Source organism: Inquilinus sp. (assembly GCF_057815775.1).
In genome coordinates this window covers 1-4,380 of record NZ_JBYRFX010000029.1, presented here as the reverse complement: position 1 = coordinate 4,380, position 4,380 = coordinate 1, and the positions used below count along the sequence as shown (strand labels likewise).

Genomic DNA, 4,380 nt, shown 5'->3' with positions numbered 1-4,380 from the left:
TCGCCGCCGCCGCCCGCCGCCGCACCGGCAACGCCGCCGCGCTCAAGCTGCTTCATGCCGAGCGAGATACGCTCCTTATCGGTATCGATATCGAGCACGACGGCCTTGACCGTCTCGCCCTTGTGATGAAGCGCGAGCGCTTCCTCACCCGACACGCCCCAGGCGATATCGGACATGTGGACCATGCCGTCGACGTCGCCATCGAGACCGATGAACAAGCCGAATTCGGTCGAATTCTTGACCTCGCCATCGACTTCGGTGCCGACCGGATGCTTGTCGGCAAAGTCGGCCCACGGGTTCGACTGGGCCTGCTTGAGGCCGAGCGAAATGCGACGCTTTTCCTCGTCGACTTCGAGCACCTTGACCTCGACTTCTTGGCTGGTGCTGACGATCTTGCCCGGGTGGACGTTCTTCTTGGTCCAGCTCATTTCGCTGACATGGACCAGGCCTTCGATGCCCGGCTCCAGCTCGACGAAGGCGCCGTAGTCGGTGATGTTGGTCACGCGGCCGCGGAAACGGGCGCCCGCCGGGTACTTGGCGACCACACCTTCCCACGGATCGGCCTCGAGCTGCTTCATGCCGAGGCTGATGCGCTGGGTCTCCGGGTTGAAGCGGACGACCTGGACCTTGACGGCCTGGCCGATCTGCAGCGCCTCGGACGGATGGTTGATGCGGCGCCACGCGATGTCGGTGACGTGCAGCAGGCCATCGACGCCGCCGAGATCGACGAAGGCGCCGTAGTCGGTGATGTTCTTGACCACGCCCTCGAGGATCTGGCCTTCCTTGAGGTTGGCCACGAGCTCGGAGCGCGCTTCGGCCCGGCTCTCTTCGAGCACGGCGCGGCGCGAGACCACGATGTTGCCGCGCGAGCGGTCCATCTTGAGGATCTGGAACGGCTGCGGCGTGCCCATCAGCGGGCTGATGTCGCGCACCGGCCGGATGTCGACCTGGCTGCCCGGCAGGAACGCGACGGCGCCGTTCAGGTCGACCGTGAAGCCGCCCTTGACCTTGCCGAAGATGATGCCGGTGACGCGGAGCTGGTCGGTGAACGACTTCTCGAGCGCGGTCCAGGACTCTTCGCGCTTGGCCTTTTCGCGAGACAGGACGGCTTCGCCGTTCTTGTCTTCCATGCGCTCGATGAACACCTCGACGGTGTCACCGGGGACAAGCTCGACGACCTGGCCGGGAACGGCGAATTCCTTGAGCGCCACGCGCCCCTCGGACTTCAGCCCAACGTCGATGAGCACCATGTCGTTGTCGACCGAGATCACCCGGCCCTTGACGACGGTACCTTCGAAGCTCTCGGACTGGCCGAGCGACTCTTCGAGAAGGGCGGCGAAGCTTTCCTTCTCGACCGATTTGACGGCGGCGGAACTGGTAGCCATGAAAACTCCCGTTAGAGACGAACCGGTCGTCGCGCCGGCGGGTCGTCCCGCCTGGGAGAGCGCGATGGCCGGGCCGGGCCCAATGCCCGTATCTCCATCATGATGGTCTTGCAACGGTCCGGAGATCAGACGGCGTCGCGCGGCGGGCCGATCCGGCGGGATACATAAGCCAGCGCCTGGTCGAACACCTGGTCCGCCGACAATTGGCTAGTATCCAACAGAAAAGCGTCGCTCGCCGGGACCAAGGGGGCCACGGCGCGGCGACGATCGCGCTCGTCTCTCTGTCTCAGGTCGTCAAAGACCTCGTCGTATATAGCCTTGTGGCCGCGCTGTAGCAACTCCTTCCACCGGCGTTCGGCCCGGGTCTCGAGAGTCGCCGTGACGAACACCTTGGCCGGCGCGTCGGGGCAGATCACGGTGCCGATGTCGCGGCCGTCCAGCACCGCCCCCGGCGGCTGCGCCGCAAACCTGCGCTGGAAATCCAGCAGCGCGGTGCGCACGCCGGGAATGGCCGACACGCGGCTGGCGGCCTGGGCCGCGGCATCGTCGCGCAGTTCCGGGTCGTCCAGCTTGGCCGGGTCGAGCGCCAGGACCGCGGCGAGGCCGGCGATCGGGTCTTCCGGATTGCCGCCGGCGCGCAGCACGGCCAGGCCGACGGCGCGGTAAAGCAGCCCGGTGTCGAGATGGTCGAAGCCGTAGGCGGTGGCGAGGCGGCGGGCCAGCGTGCCCTTGCCCGAGGCGGCGGTGCCGTCGATGGCGATCACGGTCATGCGGCCTCGATCCGGGCGCCGGCGCCCTGCAAGACCGTCGGGCGCAAAATCGTCTGACGCAACACACCATCCCCCTGTCGGCGCCCCTGTCATGGCGGGGCGGGAACTGCCGGACCGGCTGATAGCATGGATGCGGCATAGGCGGAACGGCGGCAGCCGGTTTTCGCCCACGTTACTATTTTTGGACGTTTTGTTTTTGACAGGCGGCCCAGGCCATGGCAGATGGCGCCCTCTAATCCTGACATGATCCGAGGAGGCTCGGCGTGGCGAAGCCTGAATGGGGCGCCAAGCGCATCTGCCACAATTGCGGGGCCCGCTACTACGATTTGCAGCGAGACCCGATCGTCTGCCCGAAATGCGGCACCGAGTACGACCCGGAGGCCTTCCTGAAGTCGCGCCGGTCGCGCTCGGCGATCATCGATGAACCGCCGGTCAAGGCTCGCGCCGTCGTCGCTGACGAAGACGCCGATCAGTTGCTCGACGAGGAAGCCGAAGAGGAAGAAGCGGCCGAGGAGGCCGTGGAAGAGGTTGAGGTGATCGACGAGGGCGACCTCGACGAGACCCTGGTCGACGAGGACGGTGTCGTCGCGCCGAAGGAGAAGGCTCCGGTCGATGAATTCGACGAGGATCCCGATCTGGTCGAAGAGGAAGAAGACGCCCTGATCGAGGATGTCGACGACCTTGGCGAGGACGATGTCGACGTCGAAATCGAGGATGACGGCGAAGAACGGAACCGCTGATCGATTTCTTGAAAATACCTCTTGCATAGGCGGGGCGGATGAATAAGATCCGCCTCCGCCGACCCACCCCAGCCGAACCGGCCGGGAAGGTGTCGACCCAGAGTTTCGGGGCCATAGCTCAGCTGGGAGAGCGCTACAATGGCATTGTAGAGGTCAGCGGTTCGATCCCGCTTGGCTCCACCAAGTCAAAAAAGGGCTTAGCCGGAAACGGCTAGGCCCTTTTTCTTTTCGGCCTCCACAGCGAGTGTGCCCCCGGTATCGTCGTCGACTTGGCGCCGACGGACGTGACGCGGGCATCGATGGCCCGAATACACCCTGCCGGATGGCCGGGCCGATCTTTGCGTGCCGTCCCGTCTGCTGTCGCCTCGGCCCGAATCAGCGGCACGTCCGCAGCCGGGCCCGCGAGCCGCTCTCTCCAGCTGTGTACAGGGCCTCGGAATGCGTGGAGAGTCGCGATGGCCGCGGCTCGGACCAGGCGGCAGGCTTTGACTCCGGCGTGACGTTCGAGAGGAAGCCCATGTCATCCACCGGCGGAATAAAAGGCCTCGTGCTGGACGCCACCACGAGGCGGCCCGTACCGGACGTCATTGTCGCAATGACATCCCCAAGCTTGCAGGGCCCCCAGGAGGTCATGACCGACCAATCGGGAGGATACCAATGCTCCGGCTTGCCGGTGGGCACCTACACGGCTTCGTACAATGGCGCTGATTACGAACCCTGCGCCAAACACGGCCTGAAGATTGAATCCGGCAAGACCATCGACGTGAATGTCGAGCTCATTCCCGGCTGAGTAATGGATTCGACGCCGGCCGGATGTCGGGCCGGCCCGAGACGCCAAACCGGTTCGATCGGGCCCGCAAGCCCCGGCCAGGGAACTGCTTCGCACGCGGCAATGTTCGGACAATACCGTATCCGATCCGACCTGCGAGGCGCCACGATGTCCAGCGCAAGCCTCCATTCGAATGTTCGAGGGGCCAGGCAGCCCTTCCATCCGCTGATCGCGCCTGTTGCCAGCGCGTGTTTCGCCGGCGCGCTCCTGACCGATATCGCCTATTGGCGATCCGCCGAGATGATGTGGGCCGATTTTTCGGCCTGGCTGGTCTCAGCCGGCGTGATTGTCGGGTATGTCGCGGCAATCATCGGGCTGATCGAACTCCTGAGCCGTCGCGTGCTGCGGCCCAGAGGCTCGGTGTGGCCCTATCTGATCGGTAACGCGGTCGCGTTGATCCTGGCCACGATCAACATGCTTGTGCACACGCGGGACGCCTGGACCTCGGTGGTTCCGTGGGGCCTGGCGCTTTCGGCGGCCGTCACGGCCATCCTGCTCATCACCGGCCTGATGGGCTGGTCGATGATCCTCCATCCCGGCGTGGGAGGGACCCCGCGATGATCGACCGGCTTGATCTCAAGCGAGCCTGGCTGGCGGCGGCCTGCCTGTCGGCCCTGGCTCTTGCGGCCTGCAATGATGATTCCTTCGATCCCCAG

Annotated in this window: 5 protein-coding genes and 1 tRNA gene; 4 read left to right on the top strand and 2 right to left on the bottom strand. The window is 65.3% G+C overall.

What is annotated here, in order from left to right:
• The coding region (locus tag AC3XYG_RS01110; protein WP_489137967.1) for a 30S ribosomal protein S1 at nucleotides 1-1,385 on the bottom strand (1,385 nt) is incomplete at its 3' end.
• A 125-nt stretch (nucleotides 1,386-1,510) separates the two neighbouring features.
• Nucleotides 1,511-2,155, bottom strand: coding sequence for a (d)CMP kinase (gene cmk / locus AC3XYG_RS01105; RefSeq protein WP_489137966.1), 645 nt, complete (start codon nucleotides 2,153-2,155; stop codon nucleotides 1,511-1,513).
• Between the two features lie 263 nt (nucleotides 2,156-2,418).
• Between cmk and AC3XYG_RS01100 the strand changes: the two genes are divergently transcribed.
• The 4 genes from AC3XYG_RS01100 to AC3XYG_RS01085 all read left to right on the top strand — a co-directional run bounded on the left by AC3XYG_RS01100 (nucleotide 2,419) and on the right by AC3XYG_RS01085 (nucleotide 4,285).
• The gene (locus AC3XYG_RS01100) at nucleotides 2,419-2,895 is read left to right on the top strand and encodes a TIGR02300 family protein (protein WP_489137965.1); all 477 of its coding nucleotides are present in this window, start codon (nucleotides 2,419-2,421) and stop codon (nucleotides 2,893-2,895) included.
• 107 nt (nucleotides 2,896-3,002) lie between these two features.
• Nucleotides 3,003-3,078 (top strand) — tRNA-Ala (locus AC3XYG_RS01095).
• Between the two features lie 139 nt (nucleotides 3,079-3,217).
• The gene (locus AC3XYG_RS01090; protein WP_489137964.1) at nucleotides 3,218-3,685 is read left to right on the top strand and encodes a carboxypeptidase-like regulatory domain-containing protein; all 468 of its coding nucleotides are present in this window, start codon (nucleotides 3,218-3,220) and stop codon (nucleotides 3,683-3,685) included.
• Nucleotides 3,686-3,832: 147 nt separating this feature from the next.
• The gene (locus AC3XYG_RS01085; protein WP_489137963.1) at nucleotides 3,833-4,285 is read left to right on the top strand and encodes a DUF2231 domain-containing protein; all 453 of its coding nucleotides are present in this window, start codon (nucleotides 3,833-3,835) and stop codon (nucleotides 4,283-4,285) included.
• Nucleotides 4,286-4,380 lie beyond the last annotated feature (95 nt).

Excerpts from the sequence above, each read along its gene's own strand:
- cmk (WP_489137966.1), bottom strand. The coding sequence starts at position 2,155 with ATGACCGTGATCGCCATCGACGGCACCGCCGCCTCGGGCAAGGGCACG.
- AC3XYG_RS01085 (WP_489137963.1), top strand. The coding sequence starts at position 3,833 with ATGTCCAGCGCAAGCCTCCATTCGAATGTTCGAGGGGCCAGGCAGCCC.
- AC3XYG_RS01090 (WP_489137964.1), top strand. The coding sequence starts at position 3,218 with ATGGCCGGGCCGATCTTTGCGTGCCGTCCCGTCTGCTGTCGCCTCGGC.